The sequence below is a fragment of the Microcoleus sp. CAWBG27 genome (assembly GCF_020883145.1).
Taxonomy (GTDB): domain Bacteria; phylum Cyanobacteriota; class Cyanobacteriia; order Cyanobacteriales; family Microcoleaceae; genus Microcoleus.
Genome location: NZ_JAHREU010000054.1, coordinates 32,666 through 55,271, shown reverse-complemented (window position 1 = coordinate 55,271; position 22,606 = coordinate 32,666). Strand labels below are relative to the sequence as shown.

At 45.0% G+C, this 22,606-nt stretch carries 21 protein-coding genes and 1 pseudogene; 9 read left to right on the top strand and 13 right to left on the bottom strand.

Annotated features, from left to right (window positions below; translation table 11 throughout):
• Together QZ938_RS33130 and QZ938_RS24400 are read left to right on the top strand one after the other, a co-directional pair.
• Window positions 1–96, top strand: coding sequence for a transposase (locus QZ938_RS33130; protein ID WP_367181854.1), 96 nt, complete (start codon window positions 1–3; stop codon window positions 94–96).
• Between the two features lie 34 nt (window positions 97–130).
• Window positions 131–676 (top strand): annotated as a pseudogene (locus tag QZ938_RS24400) (transposase); the annotation flags it as partial.
• Between the two features lie 840 nt (window positions 677–1,516).
• Here QZ938_RS24400 and QZ938_RS24395 read toward each other — a convergent pair.
• The 4 genes from QZ938_RS24395 to QZ938_RS24380 all read right to left on the bottom strand — a co-directional run bounded on the left by QZ938_RS24395 (window position 1,517) and on the right by QZ938_RS24380 (window position 7,666).
• Window positions 1,517–3,406, bottom strand: coding sequence for a hypothetical protein (locus tag QZ938_RS24395; protein WP_293353789.1), 1,890 nt, complete (start codon window positions 3,404–3,406; stop codon window positions 1,517–1,519).
• A 352-nt stretch (window positions 3,407–3,758) separates the two neighbouring features.
• Complete coding sequence (locus QZ938_RS24390; protein ID WP_293353791.1) at window positions 3,759–4,433, bottom strand: nitroreductase family protein; 675 nt, start codon at window positions 4,431–4,433, stop codon at window positions 3,759–3,761.
• A 229-nt stretch (window positions 4,434–4,662) separates the two neighbouring features.
• Window positions 4,663–5,646: a GntR family transcriptional regulator gene (locus QZ938_RS24385; RefSeq protein ID WP_293154707.1), complete on the bottom strand. Its 984-nt coding sequence runs from the start codon at window positions 5,644–5,646 to the stop codon at window positions 4,663–4,665.
• A gap of 328 nt (window positions 5,647–5,974) precedes the next feature.
• Entirely contained in the window at window positions 5,975–7,666 is a 1,692-nt protein-coding gene (locus tag QZ938_RS24380) for an adenylate/guanylate cyclase domain-containing protein (RefSeq protein WP_293154710.1), read from the bottom strand.
• Window positions 7,667–7,674: 8 nt separating this feature from the next.
• Between QZ938_RS24380 and QZ938_RS24375 the strand changes: the two genes are divergently transcribed.
• On the top strand, window positions 7,675–7,797 hold the full coding sequence (locus QZ938_RS24375) for a hypothetical protein (protein WP_293154713.1): 123 nt from the start codon (window positions 7,675–7,677) through the stop codon (window positions 7,795–7,797).
• 186 nt (window positions 7,798–7,983) lie between these two features.
• Here the strand turns inward: QZ938_RS24375 and QZ938_RS24370 are convergent, their stop codons facing one another.
• Together QZ938_RS24370 and QZ938_RS24365 are read right to left on the bottom strand one after the other, a co-directional pair.
• The gene (locus tag QZ938_RS24370) at window positions 7,984–9,444 is read right to left on the bottom strand and encodes a hypothetical protein (RefSeq protein WP_293353793.1); all 1,461 of its coding nucleotides are present in this window, start codon (window positions 9,442–9,444) and stop codon (window positions 7,984–7,986) included.
• Between the two features lie 11 nt (window positions 9,445–9,455).
• Window positions 9,456–10,937 (bottom strand): aminopeptidase P family protein, encoded by a 1,482-nt coding sequence (locus QZ938_RS24365; protein WP_293353841.1) that lies wholly within the window; start codon window positions 10,935–10,937, stop codon window positions 9,456–9,458.
• A 396-nt stretch (window positions 10,938–11,333) separates the two neighbouring features.
• Here QZ938_RS24365 and QZ938_RS24360 point away from each other — a divergent pair, with 396 nt between their 5' ends.
• On the top strand, window positions 11,334–11,777 hold the full coding sequence (locus tag QZ938_RS24360; RefSeq protein ID WP_293154719.1) for a DUF4332 domain-containing protein: 444 nt from the start codon (window positions 11,334–11,336) through the stop codon (window positions 11,775–11,777).
• Between the two features lie 107 nt (window positions 11,778–11,884).
• Window positions 11,885–12,235, top strand: coding sequence for a Spx/MgsR family RNA polymerase-binding regulatory protein (locus QZ938_RS24355; protein ID WP_293353795.1), 351 nt, complete (start codon window positions 11,885–11,887; stop codon window positions 12,233–12,235).
• Between the two features lie 11 nt (window positions 12,236–12,246).
• Here QZ938_RS24355 and QZ938_RS24350 read toward each other — a convergent pair whose 3' ends face one another.
• The 5 genes from QZ938_RS24350 to QZ938_RS24330 form a co-directional block, all read right to left on the bottom strand.
• Window positions 12,247–12,693: a GNAT family N-acetyltransferase gene (locus QZ938_RS24350; protein ID WP_293353797.1), complete on the bottom strand. Its 447-nt coding sequence runs from the start codon at window positions 12,691–12,693 to the stop codon at window positions 12,247–12,249.
• A complete protein-coding gene (locus QZ938_RS24345) occupies window positions 12,674–14,293 on the bottom strand; it encodes a cyclic peptide export ABC transporter (protein ID WP_293353799.1) in 1,620 nt (539 codons plus the stop codon). The genes QZ938_RS24350 and QZ938_RS24345 overlap by 20 nt, the downstream gene beginning before the upstream one ends.
• An 85-nt stretch (window positions 14,294–14,378) precedes the next feature.
• Window positions 14,379–14,978 (bottom strand): Uma2 family endonuclease, encoded by a 600-nt coding sequence (locus QZ938_RS24340; RefSeq protein ID WP_293154733.1) that lies wholly within the window; start codon window positions 14,976–14,978, stop codon window positions 14,379–14,381.
• Window positions 14,979–15,005: 27 nt separating this feature from the next.
• On the bottom strand, window positions 15,006–15,494 hold the full coding sequence (locus QZ938_RS24335; RefSeq protein ID WP_293353801.1) for an OsmC family protein: 489 nt from the start codon (window positions 15,492–15,494) through the stop codon (window positions 15,006–15,008).
• A 185-nt stretch (window positions 15,495–15,679) separates the two neighbouring features.
• Window positions 15,680–17,251 (bottom strand): NAD(P)H-quinone oxidoreductase subunit N, encoded by a 1,572-nt coding sequence (locus QZ938_RS24330; RefSeq protein WP_293353803.1) that lies wholly within the window; start codon window positions 17,249–17,251, stop codon window positions 15,680–15,682.
• Window positions 17,252–17,531: 280 nt separating this feature from the next.
• Here QZ938_RS24330 and QZ938_RS24325 point away from each other — a divergent pair, with 280 nt between their 5' ends.
• Together QZ938_RS24325 and QZ938_RS24320 are read left to right on the top strand one after the other, a co-directional pair.
• On the top strand, window positions 17,532–17,768 hold the full coding sequence (locus tag QZ938_RS24325) for a hypothetical protein (RefSeq protein WP_293154742.1): 237 nt from the start codon (window positions 17,532–17,534) through the stop codon (window positions 17,766–17,768).
• A gap of 63 nt (window positions 17,769–17,831) precedes the next feature.
• Window positions 17,832–18,572, top strand: coding sequence for a MerR family transcriptional regulator (locus QZ938_RS24320; protein ID WP_293353805.1), 741 nt, complete (start codon window positions 17,832–17,834; stop codon window positions 18,570–18,572).
• A 208-nt stretch (window positions 18,573–18,780) separates the two neighbouring features.
• Here the strand turns inward: QZ938_RS24320 and QZ938_RS24315 are convergent, their stop codons facing one another.
• Together QZ938_RS24315 and fetB are read right to left on the bottom strand one after the other, a co-directional pair.
• On the bottom strand, window positions 18,781–19,401 hold the full coding sequence (locus tag QZ938_RS24315; protein WP_293353807.1) for a Uma2 family endonuclease: 621 nt from the start codon (window positions 19,399–19,401) through the stop codon (window positions 18,781–18,783).
• Between the two features lie 298 nt (window positions 19,402–19,699).
• Window positions 19,700–20,479 carry an iron export ABC transporter permease subunit FetB gene (fetB, locus tag QZ938_RS24310; protein ID WP_293353809.1) on the bottom strand — a complete coding sequence of 260 codons (780 nt, stop codon included), beginning with the start codon at window positions 20,477–20,479 and terminating at the stop codon, window positions 19,700–19,702.
• A 127-nt stretch (window positions 20,480–20,606) separates the two neighbouring features.
• On the opposite strand from fetB, the gene QZ938_RS24305 reads away from it, so the two are divergent.
• Together QZ938_RS24305 and QZ938_RS24300 are read left to right on the top strand one after the other, a co-directional pair.
• On the top strand, window positions 20,607–21,776 hold the full coding sequence (locus QZ938_RS24305) for a DegT/DnrJ/EryC1/StrS aminotransferase family protein (protein ID WP_293353811.1): 1,170 nt from the start codon (window positions 20,607–20,609) through the stop codon (window positions 21,774–21,776).
• 561 nt (window positions 21,777–22,337) lie between these two features.
• Window positions 22,338–22,604, top strand: coding sequence for a hypothetical protein (locus tag QZ938_RS24300; RefSeq protein WP_293353813.1), 267 nt, complete (start codon window positions 22,338–22,340; stop codon window positions 22,602–22,604).
• Window positions 22,605–22,606: the final 2 nt, after the last annotated feature.

Genomic DNA, 22,606 nt, shown 5'->3' with positions numbered 1-22,606 from the left:
ATTAACAATCGAATTAAGTTGATTAAGCGACAAGCCTATGGCTTTATGAACTTTGATAACTTTCGAGCAAGGCTATTAGCTTGCTTTTCTGATTAGGTTTGCTTATCACCTTGACTCCAGAAGAGCCTCCCAGTTACATATTGACCGGGCTTATTTATCTAGTCATTGGGTGACACAACGGGATGATAAATTACAGATATTTTGTAAGGCGTGGCCGGTCAAAAATTCTGGACGGTTTGATAAAAATTCTTTTTTTCTTGACTGGGATACGCATTTAATTAGCTGTCCCAATCAGGTAAGTATCCCATTTGAACCCGGAAAAACTGTTCATTTTCCTTTGAGTGAATGTGCCATTTGTCCTCTGAGAAAAGACTGTACAAACAGTAAAAGAGGACGTAGTGTATCAATTCATCCTGATGAAGCCTTAATGCAAGAGTTGAGAGCACGTCAATCGACTGCTATTGGTCGCCAAGAATTGAGAAAACGTACTACAGTTGAACACTCTCTGGCTCATATTGGCCATTGGCAGGGGAACCGTGCTCGCTATATAGGGCTGCGGAAAAATCTCTTCGATTTACGGCGAGTCGCTGTTGTCCATAATCTTCATGTCATTGCTCGAATGGATAAGGTTCTGCCAATTAAACCGGGCGTAGAGTCTAACTCATTGACCGGGTAATTGCATACATCTCTTTTCTTGTCAACTCTTAATACTGAACCGACGCCCTAGTTCAAGAACTCTCCGGTAAAAAAGTAGTAATTACCCTCCATGCACTGCACTGTCAAAAAAAACGCTTGTCTTAATTATTAAGAGTGGTAATGACTACATAGTTACGCTCAAAAAGAATCAATTAAATCTGTTTAAATCTGCCAAGAAATTAGTCAGTTCTACTAGAGCATCTGACGAAAATGAAGTTTCTGAATCTGCACATGGACGCACCACAACTCGCCAGACCAAAATTTATCCAATTCCACCTGAATTATTGCCAATGAAGGCGGGTGCAAAACATATAATTGTGGTCAGGAGATATGGGACTCGATGGGAGGGAAAAAAAGTCGTCGCCATCTGATTAATTTCGATGAAGTACACTATTATTTAAGTAGTCTGGATTGGTCAGCCAGTGAATTTGCTGATGCTATTCGTGGTCACTGGTTGATTTAAAACAGGCTGCATTGGGTTAAAGATGTGACGTTAAACGAGGATAACGATATTCGTTGTGGTGGTAATGCACCTGTTAATTGGGCAATAATTAGACAATTCTTGGTTTCATTGGCTCGCATAAAATGTACTCATACTTTTCCAGAAGCTTTAAGATTAATGGCTAATCAAGTTGAAGATTTGAGTGAGTTACTTTTTGATTTATCTAGTTCAGATAAACCTGTTAAATGCCTCGCATGATGTCAGTCAATAGCCTTCATAGCCTTGATTTAACCTCTCGACAATTAATCCACCCTGCGACCTAAGGGGGATTTAGGGGGATCTGGCCTCGCATCAAAGCGAGATTTCTCAGCGTATGTTCTACTTCGGTTCGTGACTCGCAATCCGCTTGCCTTCGGCATCGTAAACCTGCATGGGAATTTTTGCATTTTCCGCGATCGCCTCCAAGGCCTTTTGCAAAGTAGCAACGTGCTTTTCCACAGCTTGGCGACTCTTCACAGAATTATTGTTATTCGCCTGAATGAAAGTTTGTTGCAACTTCTGCACGTAATCAGAATTCATCTGCACCGCAATCAAACCATTGCTAACTGTATAATCGCAAATTTTCGGATTGCCTTTGCAAGTTCTATCTAAATCCGTGCGTGCTTTTTGCAAGTTTCTTTCTTCCCGCAACTTAACTTCCGCTTGCTGCAATGATGTTGTATAGGATTCAATCAGCGGCTTGGCTTTTTGGGAATAGGAAGTAGCCGCCGGAACTTGCTCGGCGTAACTCAAAGCTCTTCGCCAGTTTTCGGATGCTTTAAACCAGCCGTTTTTGCCTTCAAAAATTCGAGCTTCCGCTGCTAAAGTCACAGCTTGAGTGTAGGCATTTTCCGAAATTCCTTCGACATTTCGGCGCTCGCGAGCTTGTGAAAGCTTGGTTTCGTATTTGGGAACTAGCAATCTACCTAGTTGATAGGATTGCGTGTTCCCGGGAATTTCTGATATGATTCCTAGGGCTTTTTCCCAACCTGCCTGCACTTGTCCCCATGTTTGTGCTGTCTGAGCTACTGCTTCCCGAGCTTCTGCTATTTGGGCTGCACTTTTGGCGGCGAGCAACAATTTTTCGGCTTGTTTTTCTGTGCCTAATTGCCGATTTCCAGTGGCTAAATTCTTCCGGTATTCCTTCGCCTTTCTTTGAGCGTAGGAATAAACTGGGCTGCTTGTGGGGATTTCTCCGAGTTGGGCGATCGCACTTTGCCACAATGTTTCGGCTTGCTGCAAGTTCTGTTCGGAAACAGGCGGATTTTTGGTTTTCCCGGCTGCGGACTGTGCGAGGCGCGCTGCATCGATCGCAGATGTGATATTTTGACTTTGCTCCTGATATTTTTCGATCGCAGTTTGAGCCTCACCGCGATGAACTGACCAAGCCGGAATTGGTTCCAAAAGTGCGATCGCCTGTTTTAACTGTTCCTGCGCCTCTTCTGGGCTGCTAGCAACCTTGGAAGTTTTCAGAGTCTTCGCCGAATTGTCGCTCAACTGTTTGGCATTGGCTAATGCAGTACATTCTCCGATGACGCAGGGCCGACTCAGCAGGTAATAACCGCCCGCCAAAATCACCGCCACCAGACTTACCATTCCGGCCGCCACCAACATCGTAAACGGTGAAGTCTTCGGCGTTTCGGTGACTGTTACCGCTTCCATATCCAGCGCATCGAAGGGATTTTCTGCGATATCTGGATTGATTGCAGCTACCTTAAAGGCGATCGGATCGGAATCGCTGGAACTCTCCGAAAAATTAGGGAAATATTCATCACTACCCGCATTTTTAACATCCGTTTCTAACGGCATCTCCTCCGCTACATCCGCCGTCTCAGCAGCATTTTCTGCTAAAACTATCCCAGTTTCTGCTGCGGGTTTCTTCTCGGGTTTTTTCAGCACTTCCACTGTTCTGGGTCTTGACAAAACAGGGTTGTGCATGGTAAAAGAATGGAAAGCATAAGGCTGTTTTTGCCCGGTGATTTTGAGGCAAAGTCCAATCTGTTGAATCGATTCCGGCTCTATTTCGAGAATTGCTGCTTCTAGTACCGCAAAAGTCGGTTTAGCTTTGAGAACTAAACTGCGCGGGTGTTCTCCCACAACTGTTAAAGAGTCATCTCGAAACTCGCAACTAATATAAAGCGGTAAATTTTTAAATCCGGCTGCTTGCAAGTGCTTTTGCAACTCTACTTCTAGAATTTGTGCCTTGCTTTGTCGCGCTGCTACTGTCATATTTTGCTCCTCTGTCTACTATCACCACACTTGAAATTTTAGTTTGAAGAAATTATCGGAATTTCAGCTTTTTTTGAACTTATAAAAATCGTCAAGACGATTAGAAAGTTCTTAATTGCTCAAACCATTGCTTTTCTGCCTTCTTCCTTCTGCCTTCTTCCTTCTGGTATGCACCAACTCTGGCAAATCTTAAGGGTGCATCTGGTTTTGAAAGAGGGCGAAGCATGACCGCATATAAGTTATTAGTTATTATCTTATATTGACTGCGGTCATGCTTCGCCCCTACGGATATTTGCCAAAACCAGATGCACCCAATCTTAAGTCTCAAATCTCAACTTTCAAATCTTAACTCTCAAATCTCAACTTGCAAGGCCTCTCCATAACTTTCGCTGAAATAAACTTGAGTCACGTCAAAACGACCGCCGTATTGTTTGAAAGGTTCTGCTGCATAACCAAGCGGCAGCAAACAGCACACATCTACTTCTGCGGGAATTTGAAAGGCTTCTTTTACCTTAGCTGCGACAAAACCTTCCATAGGACAACTGTCTACTCCAAAGCTTTTAGCTGCAATCATTAAATGAGCTACTGCGAGCATTGTATGTCTGTTTGTCCAAGCTTCTACGGACTCAAAGCAGGGATGGTTCTCGAACAATTGGGGGATTGCTTGTCGCATATAACTAGCTAAATTCTCGTTCATTCCACCTACGGCTTTGCCCAATTCGATGACGGCTTCGGTGTTTTCCGGTTGGGCGGCGCGCCGATCGCCACAACAGATTAACACGATTGGGGCTTCTACCACTTGTCGCTGGTCGAAGGCACAAGCTTTTAATTTTTCTTTACTGGCTGGATCTTTAAGTACAATAAACCGCCAAGGCTGTAAATTATAACCCGAGGGCGATCGCACTCCCAAGCGCAAAATCTCTGCCAATATTGCTGGGGGAATTCGATCGGGTTTGAAGCTGCGGGCGGCCCGCCGGCTTTCGATCGCTGTTTTAACATTAATTGAAGGTTGGATTTCAATTGGCATGGATTATTGGTTATTAGTTATTGGTTATTGGTTATTGGTTATTGGTTATTGGTTACTGGTTACTGGTTATTGGTTATTGGAATAACAAATCACAACTACCAACTGTCAACTGTCAACTGTCAACTAAGAGGGCAGGCCCGCACCATCCACTCCCCCTACAACTGTCAACTGCCAACTGTCAACTGTCAACTGCCCACTGCCAACTGTCACAGGTCAACTGTCAACTGATTTACCCCAAACCCAACTCGCGCTTGAGCAAATTAATCGACTTAGAGCCGATGTAATTTTCGGAGCATACCAGTTGCGGAGGACGAATAATATCCTCTCTGGCGGCGTTAATGGCAGCTTTTACTGTAGCAAAACTCGGTTGGTCGCAGAAAATAGTTCTAGCCGATCGCACGATCGAGTTAATCTTGTAAGCATCCGACAGCAAAGCCGTCATCACCAGCAAATCCTCGCCCCGGAGACTGTGAATAATCACTTCAGTCGATCGCAACATTCCCGAACTCAGACTGACAATACCCAAATAACTGTCCTTCGGCAAACTCCCCACTAACTGAATTTCCTGAACATAATCATAGATGTCTACGGGAATCACTCGCACCGAACGCGGCGCCGAAATCAATTCCGCTTGTCCGATAAAATAACGACTGGTGATTACAGTGCCCGCAGTGATTTTATCCAGAAAACTACCTAACTCTTCCATCGCCACTAACTGGATGGGAATCCGCAAAGCTTGTTCCAGTTCTTTTGCCATCAACTCGCCCACGCCGATGTCTTCTGTGGGGGCTGTGACGACCACTCGGGCGCTGCACCGGAGCCGCCAGTCTATTTCGGCCAAAAATAATTCCCTCGCTTGGTTGAGCGTACAGCCTTCTCCCAGCAGTTGATCCATACTCTCTTGCACTATTTTATTGGCAAGGGGATATTCTTCGAGGATCGGGGATTTGAGTTTGCTGCCGCCTTCGTGGCCTTGGGCGCGGACGTATATACCCGATCCGGCTTGAGCTTCTACGAGTCCGGTATTTTCGAGTTGTCGGTATACTTTGCTGATGGTGTTGCGGTGCAAACCCGTCTGCATCGCTAGTTGTCTGGTGCTGGGCAAGCGGTGCCCGGGCGGAAACTGGCGCGAGGCGATCGCAAACCTGATTTGATTGAATAATTGCGTAGATGCGGGGATCTCGCTATCTGTTTGAATATGAAACTGAACCATATTAAAGGCTCCGACGACTTTAAGTTAATATTTTTATAGGATCTATATACGGCACATGGGATTGCCGGGATATCTCTGCATATAGCATAATCTGATTTGGTTCCTCTGCGACGGCGGTTTTGCTTGGTTTGCGATCGAGCCTGATTGTTCACGTACTTTCAAGTCTTAGCCGTAGGGTGCGCCAGCAAAAATAATTCTGAATCCTCACTCCCAATCTCATTCTGACGCACGAGCTAACAAATTGTGCCTCAGAATGAGATTGTGAATTTGTCGCAAAAATTTGCCAAGCTGACACACCTTCTAGGCACCATACTGCACTTAATTTAATTTACTCTCTGACTATTTCCATCTCGCTTGCTGTTTTTATGCCATTCAGAAAATAAGTCCGCATTTCCCCTTTACCCTTAATCTCAATCAAGCCCCGCTCTTCAAATTCATATTTATCCCGCAGCAACTCGTAAGTATAGATACTAACTTGAATGCTGCCGGGGATGCCGTGAGATTCCATGCGGCTGGCTGTATTCACCGCATTTCCCCACAAATCGTAAATGAATTTTTTAGTACCGATTACCCCCGCTACCACCGGGCCGCTATTAATTCCGATGCGGATTTCAAAACTCGAGTCTAGCTTCACATTTAATTCCTGAATTGCCGCTAGCATATCCAGTGCCATTTCGGCGATCGCCTCTGCGTGATCTGGGCGTTCAATGGGAATGCCACCTACTACCATATAAGCGTCCCCGATTGTCTTAATTTTTTCCAACCCGTGCTTGTCAGTCAGTTGGTCAAACGTTGAAAAAATTTCATTTAGTAAGTATACCAATTTTGTGGCGGACATCGTAGTAGAAATTTGAGTAAAATTCACCAAGTCAGCGAAAAGAATTGTAGCTTGTTCAAACTTGTCCGCAATTACTCCCGGTTCGTGCTTCAACCTATCTGCAATAGCTTCTGGCAAAATATTTAGCAGCAAACTCTCTGTTTTTTTCTGTTCTTTTCTGAGAGCAGATTCCATCTGCTTGCGCTTGGTGATATCGTGAAAGAATACAGAAAGGCCATCGTGAGAAGGAAAAGCCCTGACTTCCAACCAGACTTTTAATGGATGATAATATTTGTCAAAAGTTACTCCGACTTGTTTAGAGACAGCTTCATGAGACTCTTTATAAAATACCGAATTTACTAAATCTGGATACTCTTCCCAAAAATTCTTCCCAAAAAGTTCTTCCGGCTCGCGCTGCAAAAATTGCGATGCTTTATAATTGACGTAAGTAAATCGCCACTGGGGATCTAGAGCAAAAAAAGCATCACTCATTCCTTCTAAAAAATTGACAATTTGCTCGTCATTAGAACGGAGTTTTGCTTCTACTTGTTTGTGCCTGAGTTGCGCCCGCTTTAATTTAGCATAATTAATTCGCAACTCCATTTGGCTAATAACTTGCCTGCCTAAAGTCCGCAGGGCTTCTAGTTGTTCTGGGGTGAGATGGCGAGGAACTGTATCTATCGCGCACAAAGTGCCAATGGGGAAACCCTCAGGAGTTACTAACGGCGCCCCAGCATAAAACCTAATATTTGGATCGGAAGTTACTAGCGGATTGCTGGCAAAGCGATCGTCTTCCATAGCATTAGGTATAACTAGCAATTCGTTGGGATTTAAAATAGCGTGAGAGCAAAATGCTATCTCTCTGGGAGTTTCTGTTGCGGCAAGACCGACTTTTGATTTAAACCACTGTCTGTTAGTATCTACTAAGCTGACTAAAGCAATAGGAGTGCCGCAAATATAGGATGCTAAAGCTGTTAAGTCATCAAAAGCTGCTTCGGCATCTGTATCGAGAATATTGTAGCGGTTAAGTGCTTTTAGCCTGTCTGCTTCATTGCTAGGCAAAGGTGCAGATTGCATCGGTGGCGGTGCGACTACACTTTTTGTCCGAAAAATGCGCGCCAGTCTCCGTGCTGCAAATTTTTGGACTTGCATCGCTAGTTTTTCAACGAACACAAACAGACCGATTTGCCAAGCTTTATTCATATTTATTTATGGTGATCACACATGATGGAACTGCGGGCGATCGCACGCGCGAGCATCTCAGTTTTGCATTTGTCGTGCATTTCAAGAGTTCTCGTGCCATGTATAGCACGCGAGCCAGCACAGCACTGTAAAAAAAATACTTTTTGCAAAAATTGAGATGCTCCCGATCGCACTTTTGGCGATCGATACCTATGCACTTACCGCTTCCAAAAACCTGGACAAACCTACCCACAGGTAATTTGGATCCCAGTATAAGTCTGCGGTGTAACTTTGAGTCGATAACCACTAACGCGCTGGTGCTTGGCTGATGCCCGACATCACTGCTCGACATCAGCCTTAACCAGTGGCCCCCAGTTAGAGACTCGATAGTAATCATGTCTGCGATTGACTACCGAACACCGACCGATAAACATATTAAATTGGTACCAAGCGCCCCATACGTGCTTTCTGGGGTTCACCCCCAGATAGGCGGACACGGGGCGCGGCAATCTTTCACTTCCATTCATTCCTCTTCTAGCAATAGCTATTGCAGCACTAATATCCGAGGACAACCCATACATCCGAGCGTATTTAACCAATCCGATTAAACTGGTGTAAGCCGGATTGCGAGTAAATAACGAAATGCCTCTATTGGATAAAATCGACTCCAAAAGCTGATAAAAACGACTGTAAGCCCAGTTCGATAGCATCCGAGCATATTTTCTTCCTTTCTCCCTTAACTGTGATTTCTTACCAGTAAAATCTAATGATTCGCAAACAATTGGGCAAGCAAACGCAGTAGCTAATTGGGCTAGCTGCAAGATAGCACCTACAATTTGAGCATCTTGTTTGCCGCGAGGTAAACCCATTTGCAGAGCTATTTTACCTCTCGATCTTAAATTACCTTGACCGTCGATATATGCCCAACCAATCGAACTCGGATTGAGGTCAATGCCAATGCAACCGTGCTCGATGGCTCGGCTTACTTGTTTTACTGGTAATGGGGTAAATTGTACTGCTACTACCCAACGGTTGTCCTGGCGGTAAAAGTGCCAGGTTTTAGCACCCACCGAAGGCAATCGATTCAGATTTCTGTCAAAATTACCAATGGCTGAAGTGACATATTTGCCAAATTTAGCCTCCAGGCAATTAGGCACTCTAAATTTCAGATTTTTGCCATCCCACTGGCAAGCTTGATTGCCATAACTTTCATCCTTCGACCCCACAATGAATAGTTCACGCTTGTTGACCTTGACTCTCAGTGGTGCCACTTTCAGGTGGGCGAGGGTTTGAGTTAATTTGTAGATGTATCTTTTCTTGTTGTGGATGGCAAATTTCAGGTGATACCAGTTGGTCTTGCGAGTTGTCCTGTCGCTCGCTAGGGGGAAATTACACCCGCTTGAAGAGTGCTGCCAATGCCGTTTGGCGTAAAACTTTTGGGCCCCTTTTAGTTTACGTTCTGCTGCCTTTAACCAAGATGCAGCGGATTTAAGTCTAGATGCTAATTGGGACAGATATCTAGTTCTCGCTTTATATGCTGAATCTACTTTGCCGAATGATAAAGCAATTACTCCGTTGGCATGACGTTTGCTGATGCCGTAGGTCTGTTGTAGATGAGTATTCCAACTAGATTTATTGAATTTGATTTCTCGATTTAATAAATGGTTAACCGTCTCGATTGTTGCTCGATAAAACACTCCTGAAAATGCCGTTAAAAAACACTCAAATTCAGTATAACCTGCGGGGTTAAGTTCGGCTTCGGGAGTTGGTAATCCTTTACAGTAAGTGAGAGTCGTCATAACTTGATAAATTAGCTGCCTTGATTGTGAGTGAAACTAGACATTAGCTGCTCTAATTGCAGAAAATGTCTAGTTTCGTCACGAATTGTCACGTTATTGTTGGACTGTTCTGTAACCCCAACTAAGTCCTCAATCTCCAGAGCTTTTGTTGGCAGTTCCCCCGTCAATACTTCTCTACCCCCTGCGCTCACAAGTATATCATCTTCAATGCGTATCCCCCGGACATCCGCAAATTTACCCAACTCGTCCCAGTTTACGAACTTTTCATATTTGGCGCGAGTTTCTGGGTTATTTAAGATAGCCGGAACTTGGTAAAAACCCGGTTCAATCGATACCAGCATTCCCGATCGCAAAACACGATTCAGCCGCAAAAATCCCAGCCCAAACCGACTGCTTCTCACTCTCCCCGCTTCATAGCCTGCCAAATCTCCCAAATCTTCCATATCGTGAACATCCAAACCAATTAAATGTCCGATTCCGTGCACAAAAAACAGCGCGTGAGCATCCATTTCTACCAAATCGTCAACATTGCCTTGCAAAATACCCAGATCGACCAATCCTGCCGCCATGATTCGAGCAGCTAACAGGTGAATGTCTTGATATTCCACGCCCGGACTAATTTTATCAATACAAGCATCATGGGCTGCCAAAACTACATCATAAATCGCTCTTTGAGTCGGAGAAAACTTGCCAGAAACCGGCCAAGTGCGAGTCACATCAGCCGCCCATCCCATTGATGATTCTGCACCGACATCTGCTAACAGCAAATCTCCTACTTGTAGCGGATTGTGATAGTGCTCGCTGTGTAAAACTTCCCCGTGCACCGTGACAATACTTGGGTAGGCGTAAGTCATATTTTCCGAGATGATGACACTTTCCATCGCAGCCCGCACACCCGCTTCAATCTTAGCTGTGGGAGTTGCCCTCATGCCCGCTTTGTGAGCTGCTACGGTGACAGCGGCAGCTTGACGCAATTCAACCAAACTGGCTGCATCGTGGCTCAGGCGCAGCGAGACGATCGCCTGAGTTAACTCTAGATCGATGCCGGTTGGCGATTTGGACGGTGCTAAAGAGCGATCTAGAATATCCGACTGTTGCAACCGAATCGAGCTATCCTGAAGGGCGATCGTAGCTGCATTTGTCCCTCGCGCTTTCAACTCACTCATGGGGAAAGCAGCATCAGCGCCAATTCGTTCAGCAATTTCCGCTCTTTTCGGCATTTCCCCGTGCCAAAGCGTGCTACCAGGATCTGCATCATCTAAGAACAGTTCTAACTTGCCCGATTCTAAACGAATCGCCGCATTTTCTAACGGCAAACCAGCAAAATATAGAAAGTGACTGCTGGCGCGAAAAGGATAAACAAGTGCCGGATAATTGCGAGGAATGCTGCGGCCAGACCATAGAATTACAGGAAAATCAATTAAACTGGCCAGTTTTTGCCGCCGTTCGTGTAAAATATTTCTTAACAATTCATCACTTTTTGTAATTTGCATGGGTAAAAATTCATACTCTTGAGTTGGGTTCTTAATAAGGAATTCAGTCATTTGATTGTATGCATTACAGCACTTTTGTGCTAACTACAAATTTAGCAGCCATTTTGGGGGAAAGTCTAATCTTTATTTTCTTTTTTGCTGGACTCTTTAGTGCTATGTTTGCGATCGTCTTTGTCGTCATCCTGGGCCTAATTTTGTTCACCACGAACCTTCGCATACAGCCAGGATAGAAAGGCTGAAAATGCTACTGCACAAGCAATACAGCAAGAATTGAACACCCGGGATCTGCAAAATTAGTCGATCGGATTGTTGTTGATTTTGTGACATGAGTAATAGCCTCTATTGACGATCGTATATTTTAGACTTTAAAGTATAAGTAAATTCACTGAAAAAAATATGAAAACTTCTCACACAACTTCTAAAACTTCGGTGCAAGTACGCGATTGGCCGATCGAACACTTGCCGGGATTGAGCAACGCAAACCAGTCTCAACTAGAAGAGTGCGGCATCACCACCATCGCACAACTAATTCGGATGACGAAAACACCGGCGGCAAAAGTGTTGCTAGCACATCAATTACAGATTAACGTTCAACATCTTAATAAATGGGTAGCAATGGCAGAGTTGGCTCGAATTCCGAGTGTAGGCTGTCAGTATTGCGGGCTGTTGCTGCACGCAGGCGTTGCTTCAGCCGCTCAATTGGCTCAAATGCCTGTGGAGAGACTGCACCAACAAATCCTCAGACTCCACGTAGCGACAATGCAGCGCAATGACTTGACTCCTTCAGTCGATCGCGTGCAAAAATGGGTTCTACAAGCTAGATTAGTTAGCAGTCATTAGTTATTGGTTATTAGTTATTAGTTATTGGTTATTGGTTATTTGTTGCTTCCAATGCCCAATGCTTTTCGACCCAATTCCCAATTCCCAATTCCCAATTCCCAAATATTATGTCTGTTCAAATTTACGGAATTCCCAACTGCGGAACCTGCAAAAAAGCTTTCCAGTGGCTCAAAGATAACGATGTCACTTACGAGTTTATTAATACAAAAGAACAGCCACCCACTCGCGAAACCATTCACAACTGGGTAGCTACTTTAGGTTTTCAACCAATGCGAAATACTTCCGGTCAATCTTACCGCGCCTTGGGCGACGACAAGAAAGAGTGGACGAGTGAAAAATGGGTAGAAGCCTTTGCTAGAGATGCGATGCTGCTGAAACGTCCTCTTTTTGTTAAAGATGGAACGGCTGTTTTAGTAGGTTTCAAAGCCGAAGTAATTCGCGAAAAATTAGGGATTTGAACAAACTAAGTTCAGCGTATTTTTCGCATAAACTTCATTTCACCGATATCATCAGTGAAACCCCAGCGTTTGTAAAATGGTATCATTTTCGGCAAACAGTTAAGAGACAAATTCTCCACGGCTTGCAGTTGGGGATGATTTAAGACTGCATCAATCAACACCTTACCCAGTCCCATCTTTCTGTATGTTGGGTGGACAATTACATCCAAAATTGTGCCTCTGTAGACAAAATCAGTCATGATGCGGGTAAAGCCAATTAGCCGTAGCTTGCGGGGCGGGACGCCATCGCCCTCATCGACCAAACCAATGATAACATCAGTCGCGGCCAGCATTCTCACCACATCCTCCCGCGTCCGCTTGTCGCACCAAAACTCGTTTTTGTACAAATCCATCAAGTCGGAAACCTGACTTTCAGTCAAAGTTGCGACGATTCGGTACTTATCCATGTTGTCGGTCATACTCAATTTTACCGTAATCTAGTTTAATTGCGCGATCGGCTAGATCGAAATAGCGATCGTCGTGAGTAATCGCAAACACCGTTTTTCCGCGGCGCTTCAACTCCGGCAACAACTGCTTGTAAAAAATATCCCGAAAAAACGGGTCTTGATCCGAAGCCCACTCATCAAACAAATAAATCGGCCTATCTTCCAAATAAGCCGTCAGCAAAGCCAACCGTTTTCGCTGTCCCTGAGACAAAGCCGTAGTTGACAAAACCCCATCTCTCACCTTAACCTTACGATCTAAATGAAACTCTTGCAAATATTCAGCAGCCTGACTGTCCAAATCGTGATTAGTCATTCCCAAAAGGCGATCGAACAAATAGAAATCAGAAAAAATAACCGAAAAATGCTGCCTGTACCACTCACGATTCTCATCAGTAATTGGCTGTCCGTCTAGGAGAATTTCTCCCGATTCAGGAATGTACAAACCAGTAAGTAACTTAGCAAAAGTAGACTTACCGCTGCCATTTCCACCCATGATAAACACCAACTCACCAGGATGAAACTTTAAACTTATTTCGCCCAAAACAAAATTACTATCTTCCCTATCTCCCGGATAGCTGTGAGTAGTTTCCTTTAACTCCAGCGTTTTCCAATCAGCAGTTTGAACTGGTTGAACCGCAGCAGTTATCTCAGCTTGACTCGCCAAAGCCAATCCCATTCTCTCAATCTTCTCCACAGAAGTATTAGCCCGAAAAATAGCCGGCAACCTCTGCAAAATATTCTGAAACGGAGACATCAAATAGGTACTTGTCAGAATATAAGCTGACAAAACAGGCGTAGAAACTGCCACAAATTTCGGGACAGCAAACAATAGCAAACCAATTAGCATAAAAAATAGCAATTGTCCGACTCCCGTCGCCACTGCTGCGGTATTCAGCGCCTGCAAATTGTAATCGCGGGAATCAGCAGCGCTTACCTGTAACTCTTCATCAAAAAAGTCCTGACGGCGCAACGAATGCAGTTTAAGTTCCTTAATTCCTTCAGTAATGCTGCGAAAATGCTTGAACAATATATCTTGTTCTGCCCGCGCCAAATCAAAAAACTTCCGCATTTTGTTGAGTAGCAACTGTACCGTACCAATTGTCAGCGCTAAAAAAGCAAATACAACAGCAAAAACAACCCCCGAAAGCGTACTTAAATAAGTCAAACACCCAACAACAACGGCAATATCAACGCAGAGAAAAGGAATCAAAAATATAGTATTAGAAAGAGTTCCTACATCATCTGTGAGAGTAGCCAGCAACCGACTAGCGCCCAATTCTTCCAACTGTCGCAAAGGAGAAGACAAAATCCCTCGGCTTAAACTCAGCCGCAGATTGTAAACAGCTTCTTGAGAAAGGTAGATTAACAAAAATTGGGAGATAACTCCGGTGACGAGGGCTAAAACTGCCAATCCCGCAAAATACCAGACTAAATTCTGATTAGAATTATCGCTGATGGCGCGGTTGATGAAAGCAATTAACTGCGCGCTACAACCACCGCTAATTAAGCCTGTGAGTATGGCGATGGAAACATTCAACCAAGAAGCTTTTAATAGTAGCCAAATTACATTCATGCAATCTTATTCCTTGATAGCTGTTTGTAGTTAGGACTTTAGTCCTCAGATTTTATGAGGACTAAAGTCCTCACTACGAACCAAATTACTGAGGCAATTCTGTCTCGTCTGTTTCAAATACAACCAACTCATAAATATCGCTCATAGACATTTGCACTTCCAGCGCAGCGAAGGAAACTATTGCTGATTCTCCCTCATATTCCCGAAATAACCAATCATTCGATTCGTTTTTAATATATTGTGTGACTAAAAACTCAGATTGATTGACTAACACATATTCACGGAATTCAGGAATCGATCGATACAACCGAAACTTATCATCTTTATCGAAATCCTTAGTAGACTTAGAAAGCACTTCTACAATCAGCACAGGATTGAGTATTTCATCTTTCCGTCCCTCTGTGCAAACTAATTCTCCTTCAACTACCATCACATCTGGATAAGTTCCGCGTCGATACCGAGGAATCCACAACCGCAAATCGCTCATAAATGGTCTGGCATTCTTTCCCCGTAAAGCAGATTTCAAGAAGGCATAAATATTACCGATTATCTGGCTGTGATTAATTGTGCCACCTGTCATTTTTACAATTTCTCCATCGCGATATTCATTTCTAAACTCCGCAGCTTCTTCTAATTGTCGGTACTCATCGGCTGTATGAAACTTGGGCTTATTTTTTACTAACATTTTCACCTCAGGGATTGCGACTATTTTTTAATTCTTGACTTCGGAACCATTGACTTCAATAACTGTTGCTTCATTCAGTACGGGAAAATTTACCGAATTCGCAATATAACAAACATGATGTGCATTATCGTGCAAGTTTCGTGCTTTTTCTAGATCGTGACCAGCTTCGATGGTTACTTTCGGACGTAGCATTACCTCCGTAAATCTAATTTTGCCATCTTTTTGTGTCATTTTGCCCGTCGCTTCATCCGAGTAAGAAATTACCGGAATCCCAGCACTAGCACACAAAGCGAGATAGCTCAACATATGACAAGCTGACAGCGACATTACCAATAAGTCTTCAGGATTGTACAGCGCAGCATCGCCTCGAAAAGTTGGGTCTGCTGAACCCACGAAGGGCGGCTTACCCTCGATATTTATTGTATACTCGCGAGAATAGGCATCATAAGATGAAGTATAACCTTGACTGGCACCTGTCCAAACTGTGTGGATGCGATAGGTGTGTTCTTTGCTCATTATATATTAATTAGCTAGTTAACATTTTAATTAATATTATATCACAGGAACAGTTTGTAGTGAGGACTTCAGTCCTCAGGATTTGATGCGGACTGAAGTCCTCACTACGAGCCGATTTATTAGATATAAAAAGCGCCTAACTTGTTACAGTTAGGCGCTATATCATCTTTCAGAATTCGCGCAAATTAATCGTTGCGAGATAAAAGATTTGATTCAACTTTCGCAGTCGCCACTGGTACAATTCGAGTTAATGCCGATTGCAGCATGGGAGTTTTGGTGACAGAATCGTTTGCCAAGTTAAACAAAGGATTCGATAAAACTCCTGCCAAAGTTGTGGCAACTAAGGTGAGTACAACGCTGACTTGCAATGGCCGCATTCCCTGAAGGTTCCAGCGAACGGGTGGATAATTTTTCACTGCGTCGGACATTTCTTGAGGCTCTTTTACTACCATCATTTTGACGACGCGGATGTAGTAGTAAATTGAAACTACGCTGGTAATTAATCCCAGGATAACTAAGCCGTAAAGTCCTGCTTGCCAGCCTGCCCAGAATAGATAAATTTTGCCGAAGAATCCAGCTAGGGGCGGAATTCCACCGAGGGAAAGCAGGCAAATACTTAAGGCTAATGTTAGCAGCGGGTCTTTTTGGTACAAACCAGAGTATTCGCTGATTTGGTCGGTTCCAGTCCGCAGGGAGAAGAGGATGATGCAGGCGAAAGCGCCTAGGTTCATGAACAGGTAAACCAACATATAAAATATCATGCTGGAGTAACCGGCTTCGGTTCCTGCGACTAAACCAATCATTACAAATCCGGCTTGGGCGATCGACGAATAAGCTAAAAGCCGCTTCATGCTAGTCTGGGCGAGGGCGACTACATTGCCCAACACCATGCTGAGTATGGCTAAGGCTGTAAATACGAAGTGCCACTGTTCGGTAAGTGCGGGGAATGCACTGGTTAATAACCGAATGGCTAGGGCAAAACCGGCGGCTTTGGAACCGACGGAAAGGAAGGCGACAACGGGTGTTGGCGAACCTTCGTAAACGTCTGGAGTCCACTGGTGAAAGGGAACTGCGGAGATTTTGAAGGCGATTCCGGCGATCGCAAAAATCAATGCAATCACCAAACCAAGAGATTCACCATTATTAACTGTAGAAAGGTTGGCTGCGATCGCACTTAGAGTAGTTTGGCCGCCAGACAATCCGTACAGCAGTGAAATACCGTAGAGAAACACCGCCGAAGAAGATGCACCAATTAACAAATATTTCAAAGCAGCTTCATTGGAACGCGGATCGCGTTTTGTGTAACCCGTCAGCAAATAAGACGAGATACTCAGAGTTTCCAACGAAATAAAAATCATCACCAATTCATCAGCGCCGCTGAGGAACATTCCCCCCAAAGTAGCGCTGAGCAAAATGCCGATAAATTCCGCTAAAGCAGTACCCGTTTGCAGTACGTAGCGCACGGATATCAAAATAGTGACAGCCGCCGTCAAAGCGATAATTCCGCGAAACACCAAACTCAAGGCATCGCTGTTAAAACCGCCCAGAAACGAGATAGTGTTAGTGTTATCCCACTGCAAACACAAAGCAGCGACGGCGGCTAGCAAACCCGCAACGGCAACGTAGGGAGTCCAAGCCGAGGAAGTGCGGCCTACGATTAAATCGCCGACGAGAACCACCAAGAGGGTGATGATGACAATTCCCTCGGGTAAGATAGTTCCAGCGTTTAGCTGGGCTGCAAGAGTAGCAAAATCCATATTTTCAGTCACGTTGGGTAATACAGGCCCAAAAGGCTGTAATGGGCAGTTAGCTCGTAAAAATTCTTTACCAAACTGGATTGTAGCTGATTAGAGCTTCGCGATCCCAGTTTTGAGATGTTTGTTGCCAGATAAGTTGATACAAGGTACGTAGTTGCTCTCTTTGCGCTCTTTCATATAGATTTAAAGATCGCTGAAGCGCAACAACATACCTAAGCGTTAACTCCCATATTCTGCCAGTTGCGTCCAGGTGTGTAAAAAATCCCACCAATTACTCGGCATGACTGACTCGCTAAGTGCCTACAAACAGCAGATTCTGAATGACTTTAACAACCGTCCGGATTACGAAAATGAATTTCACAAACGGGCGGCAACTCGGTTAGTAGAATTAGCCAAATTGCGATCGCACCAGCAAGTTCTAGATATCGCTACCGGCACAGGTTTAGCGGCGGTTGCTGTGGCCCAGATTGTTGGCGCTGGGGGGTTCGCTTCACCCCTTGACACTGACGCTACGTGAGGGTTTTACGATTGATTCATTGATTCATTGAGCGATCGACTCTGAACCGAAAGGAGAAAAGCTATGCCACCCTTGGCGATGAAAGTCGGCGATTTGGCAAAACAAACAGGTGTCTCCGTGCGGACACTGCATTACTACGAAGAAATTGGTTTACTCTCGCCGTCGGGGCGGACTGAAACAGGCTATCGGCTGTATGCGAATAATGACATTATCCGCTTGCAGCAAATCGTATCGCTGCGACAAATAGGCTTTTCCTTAGAGGAAATCCGAGAATGTTTGGAACAGCGCAATTTCTCGCTACAGCAAATCATTCAACTCCATCTAGTGCGTCTGAAAGAACAGATTGATTTGTCTCATCGATTGCTCAACCGATTGGAGTCGATTTCTAGCAGTCTACAATCGGCAGAATCGGTTTCTGTCGAAAATTTAATTCAAACTATTGAGGCAATTTGTATGTTTGAGAAATACTACACGCCAGAACAGTTAGAAACCATCAAGCAACGCCGGGAGTTGTTGGGCGAGGAACGAATTCAGCAAAGTCAAATAGATTGGCAAGAACTCATCGAACAGGTTCGGACTCAAATGGAAAACGGCACAGATACGGCTGACGAATCGGTGCAAGTCTTGGCTCGACGCTGGCTAGAACTGGTTCAGGAATTCACAGGAGGCAATGCCGAAATTGCGCGATCGCTCAACAATATGTATCAACAGGAAGGAGTAGAGGTTGTCTCCCAGGGTGCACTTGATTCAGCCGTGTCTGAATATATCGGCAGGGCGATCGCAGCCTTGAAACAATCAGCATAGCGAGTTTCCAGAGGCGGATGAAATACACAACACGGGAATGCCGTGGGCTGCATCTGGTGCAAGGCCAATATATCCGTAGGGGCGAAGCATGACCGCAATCAATATGGGATTATAACTAATAACTTATATGCGGTCATGCTTCTTCAGGCTTCAAAAACCAGATGTACCCATGCCGTGTCCCTACCCGATATCGGTATTCCCAGCAATTTCATCCTTCAGTCAATCCCGCTTGAAAAATCTGTTGTGCCGTCAACTTCAACTCGGGAAAAGTTAGCGACTCAATCCTATCATCTCCCCGAAATTGACTAACTTCATACTCACCATCAACCAACCGATAAATCGAGATAGTCGGTTGCTTGGGATTGCCAATAAACCTGCGACCGCCCAAACCGAGATAATCCACAATCCAGTATTCAGGAATCCCAATTAGTTCGTATTCACCTACCTTTTTTATGTAGTCATCTTGCCAATTCGTGCTAACGACTTCAACAACCAGCGGAATTGATGCGCCTTGAGTCACAGTGGAGAATTTTTCCCACAGAGGTTCTGAGGCTAAATTGGTTTCATTTAATATCAGAACGTCCGGCGAATAAGCTGATTCGTTTTCGGACGACTTAACTAATGCTTCTTTGGGGATGAAGTATGGCAGGTTTAGGCGATCGAATTGCGCGGTCAATTTTCTGGCTGCAAAACCGACAACTGTTTCATGCTTTCCTAATGGCTGTGACATTTCAACAATCTCTCCATTGTGCAGTTCATAACGTCCGTTTTCTGGCTTCCATTCCGCAAATTCTTCAAAAGTTAGCGTTTTAGTTGCTATTTGAATCATGGCTATTCTCCTTAGTGATGAATCGGGCGGGCTAGAAGCCCACCCCACAAGATAAACTCACTCTTTGTGGCACAGGCCGGAAAGCCTGTTCAAGAAAATAAGGCTAAATGCAAGTTCCAACCTATAGCCTTTCTCAAAAAGATGAGGTATGACTGACAGCTTATGTAACCACTTAAACGTATAGGGCCCAAGCCCAACAACGTACCTAATCTTTCTGATAACCGCTATTCATATTATAAATGCCCAATGCCCAATCCCTCCGCTACGCTCCGCCCAATGCCCAATGCCCAATGCCCGATTACCATCTTATCAATTGTGCATCTTGATTAAAAAACCTCCGACACAATCCCTCAGTCAATAATAGAGTGGCGATTAAAGTTGCTAGCACCAACACAAACATAATCAAAATTTGGTAAGATGCTGCATCCAAAGGACTGACACCGCTGAGCATTTGACCCGTCATCATTCCAGGTAATGTCACGATTCCCACGACTGTCATTGTGTTTAATGTCGGGATTAATCCAGCTTTAATCGCATCTTTCCGGTACTGTTTTACTGCTTGCTGCGGAGTCGATCCTAAACTTAAATGGGTTTCTATTTCTAATTGGCTGCTGTTAACTGTACTCACAAGTCTTTCACCAGCGATCGCCCCTGAGTTCATCGCATTGCCCAAAATCATCCCCGCTAGGGGAATCAAATACTGCGGTTCGTACCAGGGATCAGGTTGCAAAATTAGTAAGTGTGTATAGGCGAGAGTAAACGCCGTACCGATCGATATCGAACCCACAACTAACGGCAGCAAGTGCTTGATTTTTTTGCTAATCCGGTTGGTGGCCACCATGCTAGCCGTTGTCAGCATGATTGCTAACACTGCTAACACCAGCCACGGATTTTTACCCTCCGGCGCAAACACCACGGCGAGCACGTAGCCGACTCCGATTAGCTGGATCAGGGTGCGCCCTGCCGCGATCGCCAGAGCCCCTTCCAAGCCCAATCCCTGCCACGCCGAAAGCCCGATCGCGATCGCCACCATCCCCAAAGCCCAACCCAAATCAGTAAAATCTAGGAGAATTAACATCCGCGCTCCCTTTCTATAAAGTGATTGTTTGCCCGTCCAACTATAAGATATTTGAATAAAGGTTTCTGAGAAACAGTTTTGCTGTAAGAATTTGCTTTGATAATGGTTGCAATTTGTGGTGTCAAGAGTGAATAACGTTCCCCCCCTCGATTTAACCCAGCAGTACGCCCAGATTGGCGACGAAATCGGCGCTGCGGTACAAAAAGTGCTCGCCTCTGGCGGCTACATCGGCGGCCCAGCCGTCAAGAGTTTTGAGCAAGAGTTTGCCAACTACACGGGCGTTTCCGACTGCGTTGGCTGCAACTCCGGCACCGATGCCCTAATTTTGGCTTTGCGAGCTCTCAAAATCGGCCCCGGCGACGAAGTAATTACCACTCCTTTTACCTTCTTCGCTTCCGCTGAAACCATCAGCGCCGTCGGTGCAACTCCCGTATTTGTCGATATTGACAGCGGGACTTTTAATCTGGATGTCGAACTTTTGGAAGCGGCAATTACCGACAAAACCAAGGCAATTATGCCGGTTCACATTTTCGGACAACCCACAGACATGACTCGGTTGATGGAAATTGCCACCAAGCATAACCTAGCCGTCATCGAAGATTGCGCCCAGGCTGTCGGGGCCGAGTGGGAGTCTCGAAAAGTCGGCAGCATCGGCCATGTGGGCTGCTTCAGCTTTTATCCGACCAAAAATTTAGGCGCTTGCGGTGACGGCGGCGCGGTGACAACAAACGATCGCGCCCTGGCAGCTTCCATGCGTATGCTGAAGGAGCACGGACAGTCTTCTAGGTATTTTTACGAGGAAATAGGCTATAACAGCCGTCTGGATGCCCTGCAAGCGGTGATTCTCAGCATTAAATTGCGGTATCTCGACAGTTGGAACTCCCAACGGCGCGAGAAAGCAGCCGTTTATAGCGAATTTCTTTCGCGCGTGCCCGGAGTTGCTGTCCCCAAGGAATTGCCAGCAGCCAAGCCTGTTTGGAATCAATATACAATTCGCTTGATAAGTCAAGACACAATTCGCTTGACAAGTCAAGAAGACGAACCCACTGCTTCTGGCAATTTCCGGGACTCGATGCGGACTAAGTTGCAGGAATCCGGAATTGGTTCGATGGTTTACTATCCGTTACCTTTGCACCTGCAACCTGTTTACAAATCTTTGGGATATCAAGTCGGTCAGTTGCCTGTAGCTGAGCAAGTTTGTGGCGAGGTGTTGTCTTTGCCGATGTTCCCGGAACTTTCGAGGGATCAACAGGAGAGGGCAATTTACGGGCTGAAAGATTGTTTGACCAAGGGCTGATAGGATTTAGTGGCTTTGTGCGATCGCCCGATCGAAAGAAATAGCTGAGAATAGAGGAATTGTAGGGTTGCAGTGTCGTACTGGTGCAGCGGTCAGGAAAATATATTAAGTATTTTGACTGAACACTTGTACTTTTATCAGAAATTTGGGTTTAAAACCCCGTCCTTCAAGGACGGCTTTCTGCTATAGTACTCGTAGGTTGCTGACCGTGAGAACGTGAGGAAACAGGTTGAACGTCCTCCTGGGCGATCTCAAAATCTTTAACCGTCAATGGTAAAAACCAAATCCACACGGTAAGAGCAAATAAAAATCAAATAGCGTGGGACACACGCGAATTTACGCTTGGGGAGTAGTCCGTAAGAGTGCTTGCTGTAAAAGGTGTAGTCGGACTAGACATGAAACTGTAAGACCAAAACTGACATTGTTGGTAGAGGCACGATTCAGCCCAAGAATCCTCGTACCTTGATAGTCGAGGAGTGTCAAGTACTATATTTAATGAAAAGAAACAAATTTAGGCTGGCAATCCGCCTTCAACGGGTGCATTTTCCGCTCGCCTAAAATTTGCGATCGGTTAATGATGAAGAAGGAAGTTCGGCAACGAGCACTGTACAAGATGTAACGGATGTAACGGATGTAAAGGATGGAAGGAAGAAGGAAGACTTGTCTGCCAGCGTAGCCGAAGGAAGAAGGTTTCGACTTCCGATGCCCGATGCCCTGTTTGGCCGATGCCCGATGCCCGATGCCCTGTTTGGCCGATGCCCTGTTTGGCCGATGCCCAATTCCCAATTCCCAATTCTCAATTCTCAATTTAAGCTGCAATTTTCATAAAA

Excerpts from the sequence above, each read along its gene's own strand:
- QZ938_RS24375 (WP_293154713.1), top strand. The coding sequence starts at position 7,675 with ATGGTGATCACACATGATGGAACTGCGGGCGATCGCACGCGCGAGCAT.
- QZ938_RS24350 (WP_293353797.1), bottom strand. The coding sequence starts at position 12,693 with ATGACCGACAACATGGATAAGTACCGAATCGTCGCAACTTTGACTGAA.
- QZ938_RS24380 (WP_293154710.1), bottom strand. The coding sequence starts at position 7,666 with ATGAATAAAGCTTGGCAAATCGGTCTGTTTGTGTTCGTTGAAAAACTA.
- QZ938_RS24330 (WP_293353803.1), bottom strand. The coding sequence starts at position 17,251 with ATGGATTTTGCTACTCTTGCAGCCCAGCTAAACGCTGGAACTATCTTA.
- QZ938_RS24315 (WP_293353807.1), bottom strand. The coding sequence starts at position 19,401 with ATGATTCAAATAGCAACTAAAACGCTAACTTTTGAAGAATTTGCGGAA.
- QZ938_RS24365 (WP_293353841.1), bottom strand. The coding sequence starts at position 10,937 with ATGCAAATTACAAAAAGTGATGAATTGTTAAGAAATATTTTACACGAA.
- QZ938_RS24325 (WP_293154742.1), top strand. The coding sequence starts at position 17,532 with ATGACTGACTCGCTAAGTGCCTACAAACAGCAGATTCTGAATGACTTT.
- QZ938_RS24345 (WP_293353799.1), bottom strand. The coding sequence starts at position 14,293 with ATGAATGTAATTTGGCTACTATTAAAAGCTTCTTGGTTGAATGTTTCC.
- QZ938_RS24340 (WP_293154733.1), bottom strand. The coding sequence starts at position 14,978 with ATGTTAGTAAAAAATAAGCCCAAGTTTCATACAGCCGATGAGTACCGA.
- QZ938_RS24335 (WP_293353801.1), bottom strand. The coding sequence starts at position 15,494 with ATGAGCAAAGAACACACCTATCGCATCCACACAGTTTGGACAGGTGCC.
- QZ938_RS24355 (WP_293353795.1), top strand. The coding sequence starts at position 11,885 with ATGTCTGTTCAAATTTACGGAATTCCCAACTGCGGAACCTGCAAAAAA.
- QZ938_RS24385 (WP_293154707.1), bottom strand. The coding sequence starts at position 5,646 with ATGGTTCAGTTTCATATTCAAACAGATAGCGAGATCCCCGCATCTACG.
- QZ938_RS24360 (WP_293154719.1), top strand. The coding sequence starts at position 11,334 with ATGAAAACTTCTCACACAACTTCTAAAACTTCGGTGCAAGTACGCGAT.
- QZ938_RS24390 (WP_293353791.1), bottom strand. The coding sequence starts at position 4,433 with ATGCCAATTGAAATCCAACCTTCAATTAATGTTAAAACAGCGATCGAA.
- fetB (WP_293353809.1), bottom strand. The coding sequence starts at position 20,479 with ATGTTAATTCTCCTAGATTTTACTGATTTGGGTTGGGCTTTGGGGATG.
- QZ938_RS24320 (WP_293353805.1), top strand. The coding sequence starts at position 17,832 with ATGCCACCCTTGGCGATGAAAGTCGGCGATTTGGCAAAACAAACAGGT.
- QZ938_RS24395 (WP_293353789.1), bottom strand. The coding sequence starts at position 3,406 with ATGACAGTAGCAGCGCGACAAAGCAAGGCACAAATTCTAGAAGTAGAG.
- QZ938_RS24370 (WP_293353793.1), bottom strand. The coding sequence starts at position 9,444 with ATGACGACTCTCACTTACTGTAAAGGATTACCAACTCCCGAAGCCGAA.